The sequence below is a fragment of the Acinetobacter sp. FDAARGOS_559 genome, assembly GCF_003940475.1.
GTDB lineage: Bacteria > Pseudomonadota > Gammaproteobacteria > Pseudomonadales > Moraxellaceae > Acinetobacter > Acinetobacter baumannii.
In genome coordinates, this window is sequence record NZ_RKJG01000005.1 from 1,819,502 (window position 1) to 1,838,606 (window position 19,105).

The following is a 19,105-nucleotide window of genomic DNA, read 5'->3' on the forward strand; positions in this document are numbered from 1 at the left end:
CGATGAAATTTAGTGAAAATTTCCACTATAGACTTTTAGATAAAGGAACAAACTGAGCACATGATTGCCACCTCAATTGAACAGATTCCATATATCCCCTGCTTTGATGACAGTCCACGTGGCCGTTTATTGCATGGTGCAGCCTATCTTTTTCATAAGCAAGGCTATGATAAAACCACTGTTCGTGAACTTGCTCAATTTATTGGAATCCAATCGGGAAGCTTATTTCATCATTTCAAAAGTAAAGATGATATCCTCGCTCATGTGATGGAACAGACCATTATCTATAATCTTGCCCGTTTAAATGATGCAGTAACTCAATCTACAGACCCAGAACAACAATTACGTGCTCTTATTAAAGCCGAACTGATCTCAATTACTGGAGATACTGGTGCAGCCATGGCTGTGTTGGTGTACGAATGGTTCGCTCTATCAAAAGAAAAGCAAGATTATCTTTTAAAAATGCGTAATGAATATGAACAAATCTGGCTCGACGTTATAGAAAAGTTACGCACACAAGGTAAAGTCAAACACGATGCTTTTATTTGGCGACGCTTAATTGGCGGTGCAATTTCATGGACTGTAACTTGGTATAAATCTGAGGGTAAAGTCAAAATTGATGAGTTAACGGAAATGGTTTGGGAAATGGCTTTGAAATAAAAAAGGTGGCTCAAAGTCCACCTTATAAGAATTAATAACCAAGCTGTTTACTAATCAAATCTTTCATAATTTCTTCAGCACCACCGCCAATCATATTGACCTTTACTTCACGGTAAATACGTTCTGACTTGGTACCTCGCATAAAGCCCATACCACCTAATGTTTGTACAGCCGCATCAGCACAAAATTGCATAGTGCGAGTCGCAACATTTTTAAGCATTGAAATTTGCGCCACCAACTCAGGTCCTTGTAACTTCGGCTGAGTCATTTTCCATGCTGTTTCTTCAAGTAATGCCCTCGTTGAGGTCAGTTGGGTTGCCATATCTACCAATTTATGGCGTACTACTTGATGATCAATTAATCGCTTACCAAAAGTTTTACGTTGCTGTGCCCACTCTAAAGCTTCTTCATAACAGACTAATGCATACCCATAAGCGACTACTCCCAAGAAAAACCGCTCCATATTAAAGTTATTCATAATAACTTTAAAACCGGCATTTTCTTTGCCAAGTAGATTTGATGCAGGTACTCGTACTTGATCAAAATGCAAATGTGCCGTATCTGATGCCCACCATCCCATTTTCTTCAAAGGCGTTTTAGTAATACCTTCACTATGTGCATCAATGAGTAACATTGAAATGCCTTCTGCACCCGTTTTTGTCGGATCAGTACGCACTGCAACTGTATAATAGTCTGCACGAATTCCCGATGTAATAAATGTTTTCTCGCCCGAAACAATATAATAATCCCCATCTCTGACAGCTTTAGTCTGTAATGCAGCAACATCTGAACCACCACCAGGTTCTGTAATCGCTAAAGCCGAAATTTTCTCACCGGAAATAATACCTGGCAGAACTCTAGCCTTTAACTCCGCACTTCCAAAGTGCTGAATGGGAGGGGCGCCAATGGTATGGACCATGAGCGAGATATGCACCCCACCTGAACCCGCCTTTGCCATTTCGATACCAGCCAGTAATGAATAGAATGGATCTGCATCTGGAATACCACCATATTCTTCTGAAAAACCTAGACCCAATAATCCAATTTCGGCAGCCTTTTTATAAAGTTCTCTTGGGAATGTCTCAGCCTCATCCCATTCATTAACGAAAGGTGTCATTTCTTTTTGTACAAATCTACGAACATTATCGGCAAAAGCTATATGTTGTTCATTATAGTAAATTGGATTGAGCTGCATTTTTAGAAATGTCCTGATGTTTTTATTTAATTCCAGAACATATCTTGTCATGTTTACCATCCGTCAAAAGTTGCAAGAATCTCCATTTTCTTGGCATAAAATATCAAATCCAAACGATCGAGTTGATTCGCAAGACCTATACCCTTAAACAGCAGCGAAAACCACGAGCTGCATAATATGACTGGGCTCCATTGTGATAGATGAAGACTCGACCATAGCGACGGTCCGCAAAAAGAGCTCCTCCTAATTTTCGGATTTCCTCTGGAGTAGCAAGCCAGCTTGATGTTTTTAGATCAAACTCCCCGAGCTGTTGTAATTGGTGATATTGCTCTTCTGTTAGGAGTTCAGCCCCTATTTCTTGGACTAAGTCTATTGCGCTATTTTTAGGAGGATGATCTTTTCTAGACTCTAAGGCTTCTCGATCATAGCAAAGGCTTCTACGACCTTTCGGTGACTCAACAGAGCAATCTATAAACAAATATTCATCTTTCTGCTGGTCATAAGCAATAACATCCGGCTCTCCTCCTGTATTTTCCATTTCCTGCAATGTCCATAGTTTGTCTGGAGACTCAATGAGTTTAGCTCGCACATTCGTCCAATCAATTTCTTTATGTCGATGTATATTCTTTTCAAATCTATTTTTTAATAATTCAAGCAACATATCTATTTGCTTTGAAGTTAATTGTTTTTTAGTCATCATTGAATAAACCTAGTTATTAAACAGAACGCCCATCAAAATAATTTATTTTTATCTTTTCTAAATCAATATCATCTATACATCGAACATTAATCGCAAAGATCGAATTACCTTGGGCATCTATACCTTGAGCATAGGGATGAATACCGCAATTTTTACAGAAATGATGATTAATCACATGCTTGTTAAAAGTGTAATTCGCTAAAATATCAGGAGAATCTAAAGTAACGGTAACCTGATTAGTCGGCAGGAACCAAAGTAAAGCCCCTTTCTTTTGGCAGATAGAACAATTACAAGATAAGGCTTCTGTTAGCTCACCTTCCGCGGCAAACTTTACCTGACCACAATGGCAACTTCCTTTATATTCCATTTCATTTTTCCTATTTCTAATTTTTTATAGTTTTATAATATTCTGCCGTTTAGTTCAATTTTCAATCAAAAATGATTTGTAGTTATATAATTAAACAATTCTTTATTGATTGATTTCTTGCTATAAAAAAACACCCCAACCTCTTTTGAGATTGGGGTGTTTAGAATAATGAGCTGGCGATGACTTACTCTCACATGGGTAATCCCACACTACCATCAGCGCTAAGAGGTTTCACTTCTGAGTTCGGGAAGGGATCAGGTGGTTCACTCTTGCTATGGTCGCCAGCACAACTGTTTATGGATACTTGCCTGGGTCTTATTTAATGCCGAAGCGTTTTCCAAATCTGTAACAGACTGGGCTGATTGAATCTTACTTTATCTGTTCATTTTAGCTAGAGGTATAACTAAATCAAGTTGTCTTGCATATTTAAGAATCGATTGATGCTTCATATACAACTGCTTGGGTGTTGTATAGTCAAGCCTCACGAGCAATTAGTATTGGTCAGCTTCACATATCACTATGCTTCCACATCCAACCTATCAACGTCCTAGTCTCGAACGGCTCTTTAGAGGACATAAAGTCCTAGGGAAATCTTATCTTGAGGTAGGCTTCCCGCTTAGATGCTTTCAGCGGTTATCCCTTCCGAACATAGCTACCCGGCGATGCGACTGGCGTCACAACCGGTACACCAGAGGTTCGTCCACTCTGGTCCTCTCGTACTAGGAGCAGATCCTCTCAAATTTCCAGCGCCCACGGTAGATAGGGACCGAACTGTCTCACGACGTTCTAAACCCAGCTCGCGTACCTCTTTAAATGGCGAACAGCCATACCCTTGGGACCTGCTTCAGCCCCAGGATGAGATGAGCCGACATCGAGGTGCCAAACACCGCCGTCGATATGAACTCTTGGGCGGTATCAGCCTGTTATCCCCAGAGTACCTTTTATCCGTTGAGCGATGGCCCTTCCATACAGAACCACCGGATCACTAAGACCTACTTTCGTACCTGCTCGACTTGTGGGTCTCGCAGTTAAGCGCGCTTTTGCCTTTATACTCTACGCGTGATTTCCGACCACGCTGAGCGCACCTTCGTACTCCTCCGTTACTCTTTAGGAGGAGACCGCCCCAGTCAAACTACCCACCAGACACGGTCCTCGTCCCGGATCACGGGACAGAGTTAGAACCTCAACATTACCAGGGTGGTATTTCAAGGACGGCTCCACTGGAACTAGCGTTCCAGCTTCAAAGCCTCCCACCTATCCTACACAAGTAAGGTCAAAGTTCAGTGTCAAGCTGCAGTAAAGGTTCACGGGGTCTTTCCGTCTAGCCGCGGGTACACTGCATCTTCACAGCGATTTCGATTTCACTGAGCCTCTGCTGGAGACAGCGCCGCCATCATTATGCCATTCGTGCAGGTCGGAACTTACCCGACAAGGAATTTCGCTACCTTAGGACCGTTATAGTTACGGCCGCCGTTTACTGGGGCTTCGATCAAGAGCTTCGCTTACGCTAACCCCATCAATTAACCTTCCAGCACCGGGCAGGCATCACACCCTATACGTCCACTTTCGTGTTTGCAGAGTGCTATGTTTTTAATAAACAGTTGCAGCGGCCTGGTTTCTGCGGCTGTCGTCAGCTCAGGAAGCGAGTTCCATCACCAACAACAGCGTACCTTCTCCCGAAGTTACGGTACCATTTTGCCTAGTTCCTTCAGCAGAGTTCTCTCAAGCGCCTTGGTCTACTCGACCTGACCACCTGTGTCGGTTTCGGGTACGATTCCTGTGTAACTGAAGCTTAGAGACTTTTCCTGGAAGCATGGCATCAACCACTTCGCTGTACAAGTACAGCTTGCTATCAGATCTCAGCATAGAGTACCCCGGATTTGCCTAAGATACATGCCTACTTCCTTTCACCTGGACAACCAACGCCAGGCTGATTTAGCCTTCTCCGTCCTCTCATCGCATTACACAGAAGTAATGGAATATTAACCATTTTCCCATCGACTACGCCTTTCGGCCTCGCCTTAGGGGTCGACTCACCCAGCCCCGATTAACGTTGGACTGGAACCCTTGGTCTTTCGGCGAACGGGTTTTTCACCCGTTTTGTCGTTACTCACGTCAGCATTCGCACTTCTGATACCTCCAGCATGCTTCTCAACACACCTTCATCGGCTTACAGAACGCTCCCCTACCACGTATACAAAGTATACATCCGCAGCTTCGGCACATAGTTTTAGCCCCGTTACATCTTCCGCGCAGGCCGACTCGACTAGTGAGCTATTACGCTTTCTTTAAAGGGTGGCTGCTTCTAAGCCAACCTCCTAGCTGTCTATGCCTTCCCACATCGTTTCCCACTTAACTATGATTTTGGGGCCTTAGCTGGCGGTCTGGATTGTTTTCCTCTTGACTACGGACGTTAGCACCCGCAGTCTGTCTCCCGGATAGTACTCATAGGTATTCGGAGTTTGCATCGGTTTGGTAAGTCGGGATGACCCCCTAGCCGAAACAGTGCTCTACCCCCTATGGTATTCGTCCGAGGCGCTACCTAAATAGCTTTCGGGGAGAACCAGCTATCACCAGGCTTGATTAGCCTTTCACCCCTATCCACAAGTCATCCCCTGGCTTTTCAACGACAGTGGGTTCGGTCCTCCAGTTAGTGTTACCCAACCTTCAACCTGCTCATGGATAGATCGCCTGGTTTCGGGTCTATACCCAGCAACTAAACGCCCTATTAAGACTCGATTTCTCTACGGCTCCCCTATACGGTTAACCTCGCTACTGAATATAAGTCGCTGACCCATTATACAAAAGGTACGCAGTCACACCACGAAGGTGCTCCCACTGCTTGTATGCATGCGGTTTCAGGATCTATTTCACTCCCCTCACAGGGGTTCTTTTCGCCTTTCCCTCACGGTACTGGTTCACTATCGGTCAGTCAGGAGTATTTAGCCTTGGAGGATGGTCCCCCCATATTCAGACAAGGTTTCACGTGCCTCGCCCTACTCGTCATCATTATGTGTGCCCTTTCGTGTACGGGAATATCACCCTCTACGTTCGCACTTCCCAGAGCGTTCCACTAAAACACACATAACTTAATGGGCTGATCCCCGTTCGCTCGCCGCTACTGAGGGAATCTCAATTGATTTCTTTTCCTAAGGGTACTGAGATGTTTCACTTCCCCTCGTTCGCCTTGCAACACTATGTATTCATGTTGCAATACCTACCTTAAAGTAGGTGGGTTCCCCCATTCAGACATCTCCGGATCAAAGGATATTTGCCGCCTCCCCGGAGCTTTTCGCAGGCTATCACGTCTTTCATCGCCTCTGACTGCCAAGGCATCCACCACATGCACTTAATTACTTGACTATACAACCCCAAACAGTCGATGTTACCTACAAGTTAGTAACTTCAACATTTCAGTTTAGAGCACTGTGCACTTAAGCACCGTACAGCTTCAATCTAAATTCACATACCAAAACGCTTGATTCAGTTAATTTGCTAGTTCTCAATTCATCTAGATTAATCGCTTAACCTAAACTCTTGAGTGAACAATTTATTTCAGACTCAATTTTGCCAATCTGTTAATGAGTTAATGTGTCTTCGTCAGATCACACTAATTACCGTGATAATGAAATCACAGAAGTTAATAAACCAAGATCTTAATCTTTATTTACTAATTTCTGTAATCCGAACTTATCTTAAGTTCTGGTGGAGACTAGGAGAGTCGAACTCCTGACCTCCTGCGTGCAAAGCAGGCGCTCTACCAACTAAGCTAAGTCCCCAGCTTACATCATCAATCATGTATCTTTTATCTATAACTTCAACCAGTCAAAGTCATGGTGGGTCTGACAAGACTTGAACTTGTGACCCCACGCTTATCAAGCGTGTGCTCTAACCAACTGAGCTACAGACCCTCAGATACATCTATGAAGAACAACTTGTTGTGGATTCTTACCAATCGTCAATCTTTCGTTAAGGAGGTGATCCAGCCGCAGGTTCCCCTACGGCTACCTTGTTACGACTTCACCCCAGTCATCGGCCACACCGTGGTAACCGCCCTCTTTGCAGTTAGGCTAGCTACTTCTGGTGCAACAAACTCCCATGGTGTGACGGGCGGTGTGTACAAGGCCCGGGAACGTATTCACCGCGGCATTCTGATCCGCGATTACTAGCGATTCCGACTTCATGGAGTCGAGTTGCAGACTCCAATCCGGACTACGATCGGCTTTTTGAGATTAGCATCACATCGCTGTGTAGCAACCCTTTGTACCGACCATTGTAGCACGTGTGTAGCCCTGGCCGTAAGGGCCATGATGACTTGACGTCGTCCCCGCCTTCCTCCAGTTTGTCACTGGCAGTATCCTTAAAGTTCCCATCCGAAATGCTGGCAAGTAAGGAAAAGGGTTGCGCTCGTTGCGGGACTTAACCCAACATCTCACGACACGAGCTGACGACAGCCATGCAGCACCTGTATCTAGATTCCCGAAGGCACCAATCCATCTCTGGAAAGTTTCTAGTATGTCAAGGCCAGGTAAGGTTCTTCGCGTTGCATCGAATTAAACCACATGCTCCACCGCTTGTGCGGGCCCCCGTCAATTCATTTGAGTTTTAGTCTTGCGACCGTACTCCCCAGGCGGTCTACTTATCGCGTTAGCTGCGCCACTAAAGCCTCAAAGGCCCCAACGGCTAGTAGACATCGTTTACGGCATGGACTACCAGGGTATCTAATCCTGTTTGCTCCCCATGCTTTCGTACCTCAGCGTCAGTATTAGGCCAGATGGCTGCCTTCGCCATCGGTATTCCTCCAGATCTCTACGCATTTCACCGCTACACCTGGAATTCTACCATCCTCTCCCATACTCTAGCTCACCAGTATCGAATGCAATTCCCAAGTTAAGCTCGGGGATTTCACATCCGACTTAATAAGCCGCCTACGCACGCTTTACGCCCAGTAAATCCGATTAACGCTCGCACCCTCTGTATTACCGCGGCTGCTGGCACAGAGTTAGCCGGTGCTTATTCTGCGAGTAACGTCCACTATCTCTAGGTATTAACTAAAGTAGCCTCCTCCTCGCTTAAAGTGCTTTACAACCATAAGGCCTTCTTCACACACGCGGCATGGCTGGATCAGGGTTCCCCCCATTGTCCAATATTCCCCACTGCTGCCTCCCGTAGGAGTCTGGGCCGTGTCTCAGTCCCAGTGTGGCGGATCATCCTCTCAGACCCGCTACAGATCGTCGCCTTGGTAGGCCTTTACCCCACCAACTAGCTAATCCGACTTAGGCTCATCTATTAGCGCAAGGTCCGAAGATCCCCTGCTTTCTCCCGTAGGACGTATGCGGTATTAGCATCCCTTTCGAGATGTTGTCCCCCACTAATAGGCAGATTCCTAAGCATTACTCACCCGTCCGCCGCTAGGTCCGGTAGCAAGCTACCTTCCCCCGCTCGACTTGCATGTGTTAAGCCTGCCGCCAGCGTTCAATCTGAGCCATGATCAAACTCTTCAGTTAAAATCATTTTGTACCTTATTTATAGACAAGGTACCAATTCTGGCTCATCAATTACTGACTTAAATTTCGCTCAAATAAACTTCGAGTAATTTAAACCAATCAATCAATGAAAATTATTTCGATTAATCAATCAGTAAAAATCCACACAAGTTGTTCTTCAATTCTCTTAATGATCTTCTTACTGGTTCGTCACCAGCAAGCTAGGTCGGCTATATTACTCTTAATCTCTTAAAAGTCAACAGGTAATTTCGATATTTTTAAAACTTAGTCTCTAAACCAACTTACCATCAAACTCATCGCTTAAAGCAACCAATCTAATCACAAGTAACTGTTTTTCAACAAGTTTCTATCTGCATCACCGCCGATGGATGTGCATTATAGACCATCTCATTCCCTTTGCAACCCCTTTTTATAGCATTTCATATCAAGCGGTCGTTTTTTACCCAAAAATGATAAAAATATTCATTTTTTATATAAACACGGTTGTAAAAGCAGCAATTTATCGAGCATTTTTTCGTTTTGATTCTTTTCTTGCCATCTTAAAGGTCGACAATCAATGTATTCACAATATCCACCTTCTCCTTGAAGACATTGATCATTCCAACTTAATTGATAACGAAAACTTCCTATGTATCCAGCAGCTAACCCAAATTTGTAATCACCACGACTTTCACCATAGAGTTCAAAAATAACTTTTCCATTTTTTTTACATTGCCAAGAAAACTCTCGTGGTAAATACATTTCTCGCCCATGCGGTGTTTCAACTTTTGGATAAACCCGGTGGATGTGGAAATTAACATCTTCGGTAAACGTGACGGGCGGCTTTCCTAGTTCTTGAATATCTAAACGTGAAAATAGAATGATATTCCACTGATTTCTTATTTGAGAAAGTGTAACTTGAGTTGTTTCATTCAAATTAATAATTTGGCAGGTATAAAAACATAAAGATAAAAAAGGTAAATGTAAGGCTCGAGCATGTTTAAATCGGCCTAATCCATTGACCTCATATTTCTGACCTTTATATAAAATCTCACCTTCACAGTGGCACAAAATAGACCAGTAGTCAGATATTCCCCACTGCAATGCTGATGAATTCGAAATGTCGGAAGGAGTTTGGACGATTAAATCACAACTCATTTCAGAATCGATTCGTCTAAGCTGAACTCTTGGGATTTGCCACTCAATAAGATCAGTTTTATCGAATTGATACCGACTAGGATTAAGCTGACATTGGCGTCGAATGGAATAAGTTTTTAAGTGCCCTACACTATGTAAGCTATTGCTAACTAGTACGGTTGCTGTATCAACTGCAGAAGTCACAATACCATTTGCGTTATAGCAAAGAGGGATTCTAGGCTGTCCGATTAGACTAATGTAATTAAAGTAACGAAGTGGTGCAGGCAGGTTAGGAAGAATTAAACCTTGATAGACAACTTTAAAAAAACCTCTGGCGGGCTGATAGACAACTCCCCCATTTGAGTTGAGGCTCAGTTGCTGTAATTGATTTTTTTCACTTATCAACTTAGGCATACTGAACCTCATCTAATTTTATGTTTTGATGGTCTCGTTATTTTTTTTAGCTAAAAGTGTGGTAACAAAACCTGATAGAGCATAGATGATTGATACAATCAAAATACCCATTGGAATATTATAAGTGATTGCTGCAAAAATCAGTACTACTGGCAACATAACTACAAAAGGAACACGCTTACGATCCATTTGCTTAAATGAATAATATTTAATATTAGAAATCATAAGTAGTCCTACAACCACCATGATGACCGCGTTAATGGTTTGAATAGCAATATCGCGTAAATCAAAAATGAACGGATAATCACGAGCTACCCATACGAGTGAAATAATGATAATCGCGGCGAGTGGACTAGCAATACCAATAAAATAGCGCTTATCAACCACTCCAATCTGAACATTAAATCGTGCTAAACGGAACGCGGCACAAGCGGTATAAACAAAACAGCATGCCAAACCGATACGGCCTAAGTCATGTAGACTCCAGCTATACATTAGCATTGCTGGCGCTACACCAAATGCTAACAAATCTGATAAAGAGTCATATTGCTCACCAAAAGCACTTTGGGCACCAATAGCTCTGGCAACACGCCCATCTAACCCATCAAATAATGCTGCAAGAAAAATGGCATAAATCGCTTGAGCAAATTCGCCATTCATACTTGCAATAATGGAATAGAAACCAGACAACAAAGCGGCTGTCGTGATTAAGTTAGGCCAAAGGTAAATACCTCTGCGCTTCACTTTTTGTCCTTCCGGATTATCTTCTTCTTCAACCACTTCGAACGTAATCCCATCAAAAGAATGTTCATTATGAGTTAAATCTTGCTCTGGTTTAGGCGCATTTGTCATTATTTTCTATTCCAAACATGTGCATTGATTTAGATTAATTATTACTCACCCACTAACCAGCGTACAGCGGCATGACCACCTGTTTCTTGCATACGTAAGTGAGGGAATAACCATTGTAGGGCTTGATCTGCTTGTTCGGAGAACTGCCAAGGTGGATTAATTACTAATAATCCACAACCATTCAAACCTACAGGTGTGTCATCTGGCCAAACACAAATTTCACAGATTAATTGACGGCGAATTCCAGTTTTAAACATTTTCTTTTCAAAACGTTCAATCATTGCGCGATCTTTAATTGGATACCAAACCGCGAAGACACCTGTTGGCCATTTTTTATAAGCGCTTTGTAAAAGTTCAACCAATTGCGGGAAATCCTTACGCTCTAATTCGTAAGGCGGATCAATCATCACTAAACCGCGCTTTTCCTTTGGTGGAATTACGGCAAGCAAGCCTTCATATGCATCACGCTCATGCAAGCCCGCACGTTTATCATGAATGTTATGGCGTAATTGCTGAAATACATCACGCTGCATTTCAAATATTGTAGCCTTATCAATTTCACGCATACCTTGCAAAGCAAACCACGGAGAGCCCGGATAACTTCCCTTACCTTCTTGAGCACGTAATTCTTCTACAAGTTTTAGGTATTGCTGGATGGCTTCAGGAGCTTGGCGCTTTTCCATGTCAGAAAGCTGTACAAGACGATGAATACCTGTTAGGAATTCTCCTGACTTTTGTGCAGGTGCCTGAGATAGATCATATTTTCCTGCACCTCCATGCGTATCGATATAACGATAAGGTTTATCTTTAGCATTTAAACGGTTGAGAAGCTGTAGCAAAAGCACATGCTTCATAACATCTGCAAAGTTGCCCGCATGGAAATGGTGACGGTAATTCATGTTGACTTTAATTCCTCAATTCAACGATTAGTTTAACATGAAAAAAATATTCTTTCGTAAGGTTGTGATCATCTAAAATAAGGCTGCTTGATTTTCTTACGATCGATATGAGGTTATATGCGCTCTCAACCGCTTCCTGACTGCTGGAATCTGGACCAGATTTTAGATGACTTAAATGCTCATGGTTTCGCAATTGTGAACCAAGCTTATTCTGCTGAATATCATACTCAAGTTGCCAAAGAGTGTAGCCATCACTTTGATGAGTTTCGAGAAGCGGGTATTCAAAATGGTGTGGTGAGTACGATCCGAAGCGATCATATTTTATGGATTAACGAATCTCTTCCTGTTGCTGAGCAGCATGTAGAAACATTATCTTCATTTTGCCAGCATCTAAATCAAGCTTTCTTTTTAGGGATTAAAGAAGTAGAAGCACATTTTGCCTGTTATAACCCGGGTGAATTCTACGCATTACATCGAGATAACCCTCAGCAAAAAAATGATCGTATTATGTCTACCGTTTATTATTTACACCCTGAATGGCAAGATGACTGGGGTGGCCAATTACGCTTACAAGATAAAAACAATATTTGGCACATTATTACACCAGAGCCTAATCGCTTAGTTATATTCCAGAGCAATTTGCTTCATGAGGTTTTAGTTTCTAAACAGCAGCGCCTCTCTATTACTGCTTGGCTTCGTAGCGGAAACTCAATTTGGGTTTAAAAGAAAGCTCTTTAAATTTCTTAAATGGACCCGATATAAAAGATATTGATTAAAAAGGCGAAGGCGTATGTCTATTGAAACAAAAGCGATTGTGTCCAGAATTGGTGAAACAGACCAACTCTATTTAACTGAGAATACGCCCGAGCTTGCTTTGGAGCGTGCAGAATTACGTATGCAGCTCGTTACGTTAAGCCGTGTTCGCCAAGAACAAATTCACTTCTTGCAAGAAGCCATTGTTTTGCTGGAACAAGCTCGTATGGAATATGAAGAAATGCCAATGAGTTTGTATTTAAACCTATCGCTGCATTTAGCTAAAGCTTATATGCTTTATTTTGAGTTAAATAAGGAAAAACGCTTTGCGCTGATTGCTCAGCAAATTTTGAAACCTCTAGCTCATCATCAACATGGCGATATATATTTCTTCTTGGCTTATGCGTCAGCAGCACAGCAAGAGTCTGCACTAACTCGTCATTGGCTCACAAAATATTTATCAACCGCTCAATGTGATCTTGAGTTGCTTCATGAACATCCTATATTCAATCCAGTACGTCATGAACCATGGTATAAAAATTTAATTAAGTTAAGAACTCATTAACTTATTAGTAAAAAAGGCTTGTTAACTATAACAGGCCTTTTTTATTAGTTATTTTTTTACACTATCTTCATGTAATTGCTCATTCAGCTCATCAATAACTACAATCCATTCATCATCTTTTTCCCAATGACTTTTTAAAAAATCACTTTGGCCTTGGGACCAGAAAGAGGCCTCATGTAACTTCTGTTCAGCCGGCAATTGATGCGTTCTGATAAAATTTTCAATACTTGCATCATCAGAATCTAAACCCAATTGCTCAAATAAAAGTTGTAATGTCGGTTGTTGTTCAAACATTGTTATTCTCCCATGGCTTCTTTTCAATAATCTAACAACAATAGATGTGAGTTGCATATCTATGCCTATATTTTCTTGTTGTTTTTTGTTTGTTCTTATTAAATTTCACATATAAAAAAGCACCCTACAAGAGAGTGCTTTCCAACTCATCAAACTGATGAATTATTTTACCATGTCAGCAATTGCTGCACGTTCTTCTTCAAGCTCGTTTAGAGTGAAGTTGATACGCTCACGGCTGAATTCATCGATTTCTAAACCTTGAACGATTTTGTATTCACCGTTTTCAGTTGTTACAGGGAAACCGAACATAACGCCTTCAGGAATACCATAAGAACCGTCAGAAGGAACACCCATAGTTACCCATTTGCCGTTTGTACCAAGTGCCCAATCACGCATATGGTCGATTGCAGCGTTAGCAGCAGAAGCAGCAGAAGACAAACCACGCGCTTCGATAATCGCAGCACCACGTTTACCAACAGTTGGAAGGAATACGTCTTTGTTCCAAGCTGGATCGTTGATCTTGTCTTTTAAGCTTTCACCATTTGCAGTTGCAAAACGATAGTCAGCATACATAGTTGGAGAGTGGTTACCCCAAACTGTTAATTTTTCGATGTCAGCTACAGCAACACCAGCTTTTTGAGCAACTTGAGTCAACGCACGGTTGTGGTCAAGACGCAACATTGCTGTGAAGTTTTTCGCTGGAAGATCTGGAGCAGATTTCATCGCGATGTAAGCATTCGTGTTTGCAGGGTTACCTACAACTAATACTTTAACGTCACGGCTAGCAACTTCGTTTAATGCTTGACCTTGGCCAATGAAGATTTCGCCGTTAACTTTTAACAAGTCAGCACGTTCCATACCAGGACCACGTGGACGAGAACCTACCAATAACGCATAGTCAGCATCTTTAAATGCAACTTTAGGATCATCAGTCCCGATCATGCCAGCCAATAAAGGGAAAGCACAGTCATCAAGTTCCATCATTACGCCTTTAAGCGCTTGTTGTGCTTTTTCAACTGGAACTTCAAGCAATTGTAAAATAACAGGTTGATCTTTACCTAGCATTTCACCGCTTGCGATACGGAATAATAAGCTGTAACCAATTTGACCTGCAGCGCCAGTCACGGCAACACGAACGGGTTGCTTCATGTAATTGTCTCCAATGAGTGTCCTTAATCGGGTTAAGTAGCGATTCTACTTAACCAAATCATCATAAACGGCAAAGATTGTACTCTAAAGAAGTGGCAGATGCATGTAAAAGCGACTCATTTTCACCAAAAGTCTGATAGAAAATACAAATTAACCTTTACAAATAGATTCAATGTATGGTCAGCATTTTTTTATGAAATGATCATTGCTCTTAATAACTGCCTTTAATGGTAATTTCACTAGGGCAATTAGAGACAACGTGATTTGAGCATTGCTTATATTGACCATTTACCGTGTAACAAACTTTAACTTCTGTTAGTACGACATCAGAGCGTGAGAGCTGACAAGTGAAGCGAATACCATTTTGAGGTAAGCTCGGATTAAGCTTGGTAAATTGTTGACGTAATGTAGATTGCTGCATTTCCACATTAGTAGAGCTGGTTAGATTAGCAGGTATTTTTAAACGTTCAGCAAAGTTAATAATCGTACGGAAATATTGACTTGCATTCATAGGCACACAGCCACCCACACTTCTCCAGAGTTGCACACGAGCATTATTGTCTGGCATCACCCGAGCGACCACCTTAGCTTGCAGTGGTGACAGTGTAGCTGAGCTTTGTGTTGAACAGTCAGTTCTGGTGGTTTCAGGTATTAAACCAGTAATCGTAAGCGAATATCCTTCAAGACATTTACGCTGCTTTTGTTTAGAAGGATCTAGCGCACAAACAGCAGGCGTCATCTGTACATGCATAACATAACCTTGCACGTTAACAGGTTCCGCATGTAAAACAGAACTCAACAAACCAACGCTTGCACAGATGATCCACCATGCAAGTTGCGATATTGATTGAAGTCCTAGGTCTCTATATTTCATTTAATTAAAACTTGGTTATGCCAATTAAAAGAATGTTCCATCATTCATCATCTAAAACTAAGGTGATGATCGCGTTGGAATGACTTTCATACGTTGTATTAATGATTGAGCACCTTGACCTAATATCACTCCATAATGCGTCGCATTCGTCATGACATGCTTGACATAATCTCTGGTCTCAAGCAATGGAATGGTTTCTGTATATTGATCAGCCTCAATCGGTTGATAATCAGGTTGCCAACGTCTTGCCCGATTCGGCCCAGCATTATAACCCGCCGTTGCTAAAACAGGGTTATTACTTAATTGCCCTTGAATCATCGATAAATAAAATGTCCCATAACGAATATTGGTGTTCATTTCACTTAACGCTGCCGGATTATATGTTTCTCCCATCTGGCGAGCAATCAACTTTGCCGTATCCGGCATAATTTGCATAAGTCCACCAGCACCTACATGAGAGCGTGCCGAGGTAACAAACCGGCTTTCTTGACGCATTAAACCATAAGCCCAAGCAGGATCAATTCCAGCATTGTAACTATGGCTTACGACATTGGTCTTATGCGGGGTCACATAACGATACGTATCATTATGTTTATTCGTTGTACGATCTGCCGCATAAATCGCGCGGTCATACCATCCCATATCATGAGCACGTTTTGCCGCCGCTAATAGTAATCCATCATCATGCTGAAGATATGCTTGACGAACAGCCCAGTTCCACTCTCGGTTGGTATAGGTTGGATTGGCATTAATTCGTCTTAAAGTAAATGCACGATTAAAGTGAATATTTTGATCTAAACGGCGTAAATCACTTGCAGTTGGCTCATCATTATACGGCTGATGATTATATCGTACGCCTAAACGGTCTTTTGCAAGAAGGTTGTGATAATCATCCCCACTTTCAGCTAATTTTTTATAAATACGGTGTGCCGTGTTTTTAGAATTACTATCGCCACGTTGCTCTGTCGCACGCGCTAACCAATATTGCCAGCGATCTTCTTGTTTTTGTGAAACTGACATACTATCAATTGCACGAATTAAACTTTCCCATGCACTAAAACGAATAGCTTGTCGTGCATAAATTTCAGCTTCTTCAGGACTTAACGGATAGCCATAACTTGCGTCAAAATATTGAAGGACTTCACGGTTAAAGTTGTTTTTCATTACCGTAGTTCCACCAATATAGGCTACGGTTCGATAGAGATACTTTTGCACGCTCTCTGGAGTACCTTGCGCTACACGCTGTACATTTGCAAAAGCATTACCTAAATCATTATTTGCTAAACGACCTAGTGCAAAAATTAAATAGGCATAATCTACATCATTGGTTTTTGGTGCTGACCACAAGTAATTCAGTGGATTCGCCTGAATCTGATTGAGCTGAGCCAAAGACAAATTCAAACCCAAAGTCTGCGCTGTAGCAAGCGCCTGTCCAGATAAACCTGCACGTAACTGTACCCAAAGTCGCTGCTGCTTGTCTTGTGTACTCATTAATGGACTAGACAGCATCATACGGCCAAGTCCAATACATGATTCTGGTTGTGATTCAGTGGCTAACCATACATCTTTATATTCAGCAAAAACTAATGCATCACCACTTTTAGCTCTCACCTGCGCTAAAGCACAATTTTCGGCCTGGTCAGGATTCGAAACATAAGGCAAGATTGGTTGTGCAGACGCAAAATCAGCTTGTTTAACTTTTTCTTCGACATAATCCGCGGCCAGCTTTTCTGCCATAGCAGACTGTGGATAGCGCTGTGCGAAGCTTACAATTGATGTCGGAGATTGAAAGCCTAAATTCGTGTTTAATTTCCAATATTCAGGATAGTAGCCCAACACATCATTTTGCATTGCAAGCTGATATTGATCTAACAATGCAGTATTACCACTATTGGCGGCATTGAGTGCATCGTTAAATTGTTCTTCTGCAGCATAAGATAATGAACAACCAAGTAAACACACAGCTCCTAACCAGCTACGATGTGCATATTTATTTTTCATCACACGACTCTTGTTTGATGAGCTCTTTTTACCTGGTCTCATAAATGCGTTAAATCCTGACTATCCACCTTTAGGCATAGTTTAATTATTCTTCATGCTTTCTTTTGTTGTGTTATGTAACTATCTGATTCAACATCATTAAAATTCATGTCATTTGTCTCCATAAATCATGTGTAGCTTATGGGAGTTTATTGTTATCTGTTCTGCTCAAAATACTGCTATAATGATTGGTTTGACCCGTTTTGGGTCATTTTATTATTTAACTAGATCGATCTGTTAGGAGCCTGCATGACGGTTCAAACCTTCATTCCCAATGGTGCCAAAGCTGCCTCAGAAAACACTGTTACCCAGCCAACGCACACCACTGACGTTTCAATAAAGAAACTATATATTGAAACTCAAGGGTGTCAGATGAATGAGTATGACAGTCACCGTATGGCAGACCTTTTGGGGGATTCTCATGGTTATGTGTTAACGAACAACCCTAATGAAGCAGACATTCTGCTCATGAATACTTGCTCTATTCGTGAAAAAGCACAAGAGAAAGTATTTAGTGAATTAGGCCGTTGGCGTAAACTAAAAGAACAAAATCCTGATCTTGTTATTGGTGTGGGTGGATGTGTTGCTTCTCAAGAAGGTGACAATATTCAAAAACGTGCACCTTATGTCGACATGATTTTTGGTCCACAAACCTTACACCGTTTACCGCAAATGCTTGATCAACATCATGCACAAGTGGAAAAGCCAAAAAAAGAAAAAATTAAGCTCGTTGATATTTCATTCCCTGATATTGAAAAATTCGACTTCTTACCTGAACCACGCGTAGAAGGTTTTAAAGCATTCGTTTCTATTATGGAAGGTTGCTCTAAATACTGCTCTTTCTGTGTTGTTCCATACACTCGTGGTGAAGAAGTTTCACGTCCACTTGATGACGTTCTTGCAGAAATCGCAGGTCTTGCTGAAAAAGGTGTCCGTGAAATCAGCTTACTTGGTCAAAATGTGAACGGATATCGTGGTGAAACATTCGAAGGCGGCATTTGTACCTTCCCTGAATTGTTACGACTCGTTGCAGAAATTCCAGGTATTGGCCGTTTACGTTATACAACTTCGCATCCACTTGAGTTCTCTGATGAACTTATTCAGTGTTATGAAGATTTACCTCAAATGGTTTCACACTTACATTTGCCAGTACAAAGTGGATCTAATGATGTACTCAAAGCAATGAAGCGAAATCACACGATTGATGTATACATTGATAAGATTGCCAAGTTACGCAAAATACGCCCTGATATGCATTTATCGAGCGATTTCATCATTGGTTTCCCTGGTGAAACGGATGAAAATTTTGCAGAAACATTGCAATTTATCAAAGACTTAGACTTTGATCACTCTTATAGCTTTGTTTACTCAAAACGCCCGGGTACACCAGCATCTGACTTACCTGATACAACCCCTGAACACGTTAAAAAAGAACGTTTGGCACAAGTTCAACAAGTCATTAAGCAATCTAGTATTGAAAAAACTGACGCAATGCTTGGCAAAATTGAACGTGTACTTATTGAAAAAGTATCTGATCAAGACCCTAATATTTTAGTAGGTACAGCAGACAATACACGTTTAGTGACTTTTGTAGGCGATGCATCGTGGATTGGTCGTTTTGCAGAGATTGAGATTACAGAAATTAAAACTTTAAATTTAGTTTACGGTGAACTCTTGAATCTTGAGCCTGACGTGGCGTAATGTAGAGGTATTCTAAAGT

At 41.8% G+C, this 19,105-nt stretch carries 13 protein-coding genes, 2 tRNA genes, 3 rRNA genes and 1 pseudogene; 4 read left to right on the plus strand and 15 right to left on the minus strand.

Going from position 1 to position 19,105, the window contains the following annotated elements:
- The first annotated feature begins 60 nt into the window (after nt 1-60).
- The gene (locus tag EGS71_RS10140; RefSeq protein ID WP_000562198.1) at nt 61-660 is read left to right on the plus strand and encodes a TetR/AcrR family transcriptional regulator; all 600 of its coding nucleotides are present in this window, start codon (nt 61-63) and stop codon (nt 658-660) included.
- A 31-nt stretch (nt 661-691) separates the two neighbouring features.
- Here EGS71_RS10140 and EGS71_RS10145 read toward each other — a convergent pair whose 3' ends face one another.
- The 11 genes and pseudogenes from EGS71_RS10145 to EGS71_RS10195 form a co-directional block, all read right to left on the minus strand.
- Nucleotides 692-1,855 (minus strand): acyl-CoA dehydrogenase family protein, encoded by a 1,164-nt coding sequence (locus EGS71_RS10145; RefSeq protein ID WP_001176656.1) that lies wholly within the window; start codon nt 1,853-1,855, stop codon nt 692-694.
- Nucleotides 1,856-1,991: 136 nt separating this feature from the next.
- The gene (locus EGS71_RS10150; RefSeq protein ID WP_000988417.1) at nt 1,992-2,555 is read right to left on the minus strand and encodes a DUF4256 domain-containing protein; all 564 of its coding nucleotides are present in this window, start codon (nt 2,553-2,555) and stop codon (nt 1,992-1,994) included.
- Between the two features lie 16 nt (nt 2,556-2,571).
- Complete coding sequence (locus EGS71_RS10155; protein WP_000455811.1) at nt 2,572-2,922, minus strand: GFA family protein; 351 nt, start codon at nt 2,920-2,922, stop codon at nt 2,572-2,574.
- A gap of 171 nt (nt 2,923-3,093) precedes the next feature.
- A 5S ribosomal RNA gene (rrf, locus tag EGS71_RS10160) occupies nt 3,094-3,208 on the minus strand.
- Nucleotides 3,209-3,392: 184 nt separating this feature from the next.
- A 23S ribosomal RNA gene (locus EGS71_RS10165) occupies nt 3,393-6,285 on the minus strand.
- Nucleotides 6,286-6,625: 340 nt separating this feature from the next.
- A tRNA-Ala gene (locus EGS71_RS10170) sits at nt 6,626-6,701 on the minus strand.
- Nucleotides 6,702-6,756: 55 nt separating this feature from the next.
- Nucleotides 6,757-6,833 (minus strand) — tRNA-Ile (locus tag EGS71_RS10175).
- A 59-nt stretch (nt 6,834-6,892) separates the two neighbouring features.
- Nucleotides 6,893-8,429 (minus strand): 16S ribosomal RNA (locus EGS71_RS10180).
- The 16S, 23S and 5S rRNA genes sit together here with 2 tRNA genes alongside, the layout of an rRNA operon.
- 419 nt (nt 8,430-8,848) lie before the next feature.
- Nucleotides 8,849-9,959: pseudogene (locus EGS71_RS10185) on the minus strand (DUF6670 family protein).
- 18 nt (nt 9,960-9,977) lie between these two features.
- A complete protein-coding gene (gene pssA / locus EGS71_RS10190; RefSeq protein ID WP_000180205.1) occupies nt 9,978-10,811 on the minus strand; it encodes a CDP-diacylglycerol--serine O-phosphatidyltransferase in 834 nt (277 codons plus the stop codon).
- Between the two features lie 41 nt (nt 10,812-10,852).
- Complete coding sequence (locus EGS71_RS10195) at nt 10,853-11,710, minus strand: 23S rRNA (adenine(2030)-N(6))-methyltransferase RlmJ (RefSeq protein WP_001109438.1); 858 nt, start codon at nt 11,708-11,710, stop codon at nt 10,853-10,855.
- Between the two features lie 117 nt (nt 11,711-11,827).
- Between EGS71_RS10195 and EGS71_RS10200 the strand changes: the two genes are divergently transcribed.
- Together EGS71_RS10200 and EGS71_RS10205 are read left to right on the plus strand one after the other, a co-directional pair.
- Nucleotides 11,828-12,433, plus strand: a complete 606-nt coding sequence (locus tag EGS71_RS10200) for a 2OG-Fe(II) oxygenase (protein WP_001257515.1) — start codon at nt 11,828-11,830, stop codon at nt 12,431-12,433.
- Nucleotides 12,434-12,500: 67 nt separating this feature from the next.
- A complete protein-coding gene (locus EGS71_RS10205) occupies nt 12,501-13,028 on the plus strand; it encodes a hypothetical protein (protein WP_000021434.1) in 528 nt (175 codons plus the stop codon).
- Between the two features lie 48 nt (nt 13,029-13,076).
- Here the strand turns inward: EGS71_RS10205 and EGS71_RS10210 are convergent, their stop codons facing one another.
- From EGS71_RS10210 to EGS71_RS10225, 4 genes are all read right to left on the minus strand, one after another.
- Complete coding sequence (locus EGS71_RS10210; RefSeq protein WP_000462894.1) at nt 13,077-13,322, minus strand: DUF2789 family protein; 246 nt, start codon at nt 13,320-13,322, stop codon at nt 13,077-13,079.
- Between the two features lie 162 nt (nt 13,323-13,484).
- The gene (locus EGS71_RS10215; protein ID WP_000813006.1) at nt 13,485-14,471 is read right to left on the minus strand and encodes a malate dehydrogenase; all 987 of its coding nucleotides are present in this window, start codon (nt 14,469-14,471) and stop codon (nt 13,485-13,487) included.
- 211 nt (nt 14,472-14,682) lie between these two features.
- Nucleotides 14,683-15,345 carry a hypothetical protein gene (locus tag EGS71_RS10220; protein ID WP_000877280.1) on the minus strand — a complete coding sequence of 221 codons (663 nt, stop codon included), beginning with the start codon at nt 15,343-15,345 and terminating at the stop codon, nt 14,683-14,685.
- A gap of 57 nt (nt 15,346-15,402) precedes the next feature.
- Nucleotides 15,403-17,346: a lytic transglycosylase domain-containing protein gene (locus tag EGS71_RS10225; RefSeq protein WP_000792525.1), complete on the minus strand. Its 1,944-nt coding sequence runs from the start codon at nt 17,344-17,346 to the stop codon at nt 15,403-15,405.
- Nucleotides 17,347-17,634: 288 nt separating this feature from the next.
- On the opposite strand from EGS71_RS10225, the gene miaB reads away from it, so the two are divergent.
- Nucleotides 17,635-19,086 carry a tRNA (N6-isopentenyl adenosine(37)-C2)-methylthiotransferase MiaB gene (miaB, locus tag EGS71_RS10230; RefSeq protein ID WP_000218140.1) on the plus strand — a complete coding sequence of 484 codons (1,452 nt, stop codon included), beginning with the start codon at nt 17,635-17,637 and terminating at the stop codon, nt 19,084-19,086.
- The last annotated feature ends 19 nt before the right edge of the window (nt 19,087-19,105 follow it).

Bases quoted from the DNA above. Each gene is read 5' to 3' on its own strand.
- EGS71_RS10220 (WP_000877280.1), bottom strand. From the start codon at position 15,345: ATGAAATATAGAGACCTAGGACTTCAATCAATATCGCAACTTGCATGG.
- EGS71_RS10205 (WP_000021434.1), top strand. From the start codon at position 12,501: ATGTCTATTGAAACAAAAGCGATTGTGTCCAGAATTGGTGAAACAGAC.
- EGS71_RS10195 (WP_001109438.1), bottom strand. From the start codon at position 11,710: ATGAATTACCGTCACCATTTCCATGCGGGCAACTTTGCAGATGTTATG.
- EGS71_RS10155 (WP_000455811.1), bottom strand. From the start codon at position 2,922: ATGGAATATAAAGGAAGTTGCCATTGTGGTCAGGTAAAGTTTGCCGCG.
- EGS71_RS10215 (WP_000813006.1), bottom strand. From the start codon at position 14,471: ATGAAGCAACCCGTTCGTGTTGCCGTGACTGGCGCTGCAGGTCAAATT.
- EGS71_RS10225 (WP_000792525.1), bottom strand. From the start codon at position 17,346: ATGAAAAATAAATATGCACATCGTAGCTGGTTAGGAGCTGTGTGTTTA.
- pssA (WP_000180205.1), bottom strand. From the start codon at position 10,811: ATGACAAATGCGCCTAAACCAGAGCAAGATTTAACTCATAATGAACAT.
- miaB (WP_000218140.1), top strand. From the start codon at position 17,635: ATGACGGTTCAAACCTTCATTCCCAATGGTGCCAAAGCTGCCTCAGAA.
- EGS71_RS10150 (WP_000988417.1), bottom strand. From the start codon at position 2,555: ATGATGACTAAAAAACAATTAACTTCAAAGCAAATAGATATGTTGCTT.
- EGS71_RS10140 (WP_000562198.1), top strand. From the start codon at position 61: ATGATTGCCACCTCAATTGAACAGATTCCATATATCCCCTGCTTTGAT.
- EGS71_RS10210 (WP_000462894.1), bottom strand. From the start codon at position 13,322: ATGTTTGAACAACAACCGACATTACAACTTTTATTTGAGCAATTGGGT.
- EGS71_RS10200 (WP_001257515.1), top strand. From the start codon at position 11,828: ATGCGCTCTCAACCGCTTCCTGACTGCTGGAATCTGGACCAGATTTTA.
- EGS71_RS10145 (WP_001176656.1), bottom strand. From the start codon at position 1,855: ATGCAGCTCAATCCAATTTACTATAATGAACAACATATAGCTTTTGCC.